The sequence below is a fragment of the Streptomyces sp. NPDC057654 genome (assembly GCF_042800135.1).
Taxonomy (GTDB): domain Bacteria; phylum Actinomycetota; class Actinomycetes; order Streptomycetales; family Streptomycetaceae; genus Streptomyces.
Map to the genome: position 1 here is coordinate 1 of NZ_JBHVHQ010001276.1, position 1718 is coordinate 1718.

Genomic DNA, 1718 nt, shown 5'->3' on the forward strand with positions numbered 1-1718 from the left:
TTACGGGCCCTTCGGCGTTGTCGCGGGAGGTGCGGGCGCCGCTGAAGCAGCTGCTAAAGCAGCTTCCGTGCGGCCCGCCGGAGGTCGTACTCGTGGACGATCGCTTTGGCGTGGCCGTACGCGAGGTTGTGCTCGCCGCGCAGCCAGCTGACCTTCTCCTCGAAGCGGAAGAGAGCGGGACCTTCGTCTACCGTGCGCAGCCAGTCGGCGACTTCACGGCCTGTGCAATGGGGGATGTGGGAGAGCAGGTTCCGGTGGGTCTCGTCGGAGAAGACGTGGGACATCGGCGCCTCCGGACGCGTCGAATGCTGGTCCTTCATGTCACCGTGCCTGAGTGTTCAGGCGTTGGCAACAGTCGGCGGGCGGCGCATAGGCTCACGCCGTGGATGATCTGACGTCTCTGCTGACAGCCGTGGACTCCTTCGCCGACCGGCTGCGCGCCCTGCCGCAGTCCCGGCTGAGCCGGGGGGCCGCCGCCGAGGGGCTGGAGCTCGCGCGCGAACTGGCCGAACGTGCCAGGAGGTTGGAGGAACCCGATACACCAGGGCCCCGCGACATGCCGGACGCGGGGCTCTTCGCCGCCGCCGACCAGGTGGCTGTCGCCGGGCATGACGCCGTGGAGGCGCTGCGGGGGGCTTCTGCGGCGGAGGTCGAGGAGGCCATCGCCAGCGTGTCCGCCGCAGCCAGACGGTGCGGCCTCTGAGGCCGCACCTGCGATTGGGGCCTTGCCCCCTGCTTGGGGCCGCACGCCCCGTGTGCGGGCCCTTGCCCCTTGATCGGGGCTGCGCCCCCTGAATGTGGGGCTGCGCCCCGTGATCGGGCTGCGCCCTCTGTTTGGGGCGCGAGCGGGGTCCAAGACGGCCGCGTCGCGGGGCGTGGGCAGCGTCCAAGGGCGGCCCTGTCGCGGGAGGCGGACAGTGTCCAGGAGCGGCCCTGTCGCGGGGCGCGAATGGCGTTCAGGGCGACTTGTCGTGGGGCATGGACACAGTCCGGGAGCGGCCCTGTCGCGGGGCGCGGGCAGCGTCCGGAAGCGGCTCTGCCGCGGATCGTGAGTGTGGGGCGTCGTGGGGCACGGAGGATGGTCGAGCGCCGCCGCGCGGCGGCCGGCGTCAGAGGGACGCGATGACTCTGTCCGCCAGTACGTACACGCTCTCGCCGCCGCAGCCGAAGGTCAGGGCGTACGCGCCGGAGACGCCGGAGCCGCCCAGGAGGACGGGGGTGTCGCCGGCGCGGAGGGCGTCGGCCAGGCGTTCGGCGGTTTCGCGGTGGCCGGGGGTCATGCAGACGGTGGTGCCGTCGGTGAAGACGTAGACGTCCAGCGTGCCGAGCGGGCCGGGGCGCACGTCGGCGAGGGGGACGCGCGCGTCGGCGAGCTCGGTGAGGCGGCCCACGGTGCGGTCGTGGTCGCCGATGGCCGGTACGGGGCTGAAGTCCGGGTGCGAGGGGTGGCGGCGGCGCGCGGCGGCCAGCTCGGGGGAGTCGGCGGCCTCCGACTCCGCGTCCAGCGCCTCGGCCTCCACCAGTTCGGCGTCGACCAGCGGTTCCAGGCCGGCGAAGTCGGTCTGGCGGGGCACGTACAGGGTGCTCTCCGGCTGGGTGTCGTCGCCGAGCCCGGCCAGGCCGAGCAGCGTCGGCGCGTCGGCGGCGTCGCGCGCCTCCTGGGCGGCCCAGAAGGCACGGGCCTCGGCCAGTTCGCGCTCGCGTTCCTCGGCGAGCGC

The 1718-nt window shown here is 73.6% G+C and carries 3 protein-coding genes; 1 reads left to right on the plus strand and 2 read right to left on the minus strand.

The window, feature by feature from the left end; genetic code table 11:
- Window positions 1-53: 53 nt before the first annotated feature.
- Window positions 54-284, minus strand: coding sequence for a DUF4287 domain-containing protein (locus ACFU99_RS42795; protein ID WP_384403964.1), 231 nt, complete (start codon window positions 282-284; stop codon window positions 54-56).
- A gap of 98 nt (window positions 285-382) precedes the next feature.
- Here ACFU99_RS42795 and ACFU99_RS42800 point away from each other — a divergent pair, with 98 nt between their 5' ends.
- Complete coding sequence (locus ACFU99_RS42800) at window positions 383-703, plus strand: hypothetical protein (protein ID WP_384403958.1); 321 nt, start codon at window positions 383-385, stop codon at window positions 701-703.
- Between the two features lie 406 nt (window positions 704-1109).
- Here the strand turns inward: ACFU99_RS42800 and ACFU99_RS42805 are convergent.
- The coding region (locus tag ACFU99_RS42805) for a hypothetical protein (protein ID WP_384403961.1) at window positions 1110-1718 on the minus strand (609 nt) is incomplete at its 5' end.

Coding starts and splice junctions, on each gene's coding strand:
- ACFU99_RS42795 (WP_384403964.1), bottom strand. CDS start 284: ATGTCCCACGTCTTCTCCGACGAGACCCACCGGAACCTGCTCTCCCAC.